Below are 239 nucleotides of genomic sequence, written 5' to 3' on the forward strand. Positions count from 1 at the left end.
TTCCCGATTCTGATGGCGCGTAATGATAAAAACTACTGGCTGGCCTTCGGCGAAAAACGCGCCTGGGATAAAAACGAGCTGGCGTACATTACGGAAGCGCCTTCTCTTGTTGAGCCGGAAAACGTTACGCGCGATACCGCCACCTTTAACCTGCCGTTTATTTCGCTGGGGCAAGTCGGTGAGGGCAAACTGATGGTTATCGGTAACCCACACTACAACAGCATTTTGCGTTGCCCGAA

Annotated in this window: 1 protein-coding gene; it reads left to right on the forward strand. The window is 51.9% G+C overall.

Annotated features, from left to right (window positions below):
• A partial coding sequence (locus RTW80_RS30645) for a DUF4092 domain-containing protein (protein WP_312722017.1) occupies nucleotides 1-239 on the forward strand: 239 nt, incomplete at both ends.

The organism is Escherichia sp. AM3, assembly GCF_032029835.1.
Classification (GTDB): domain Bacteria; phylum Pseudomonadota; class Gammaproteobacteria; order Enterobacterales; family Enterobacteriaceae; genus Escherichia; species Escherichia coli.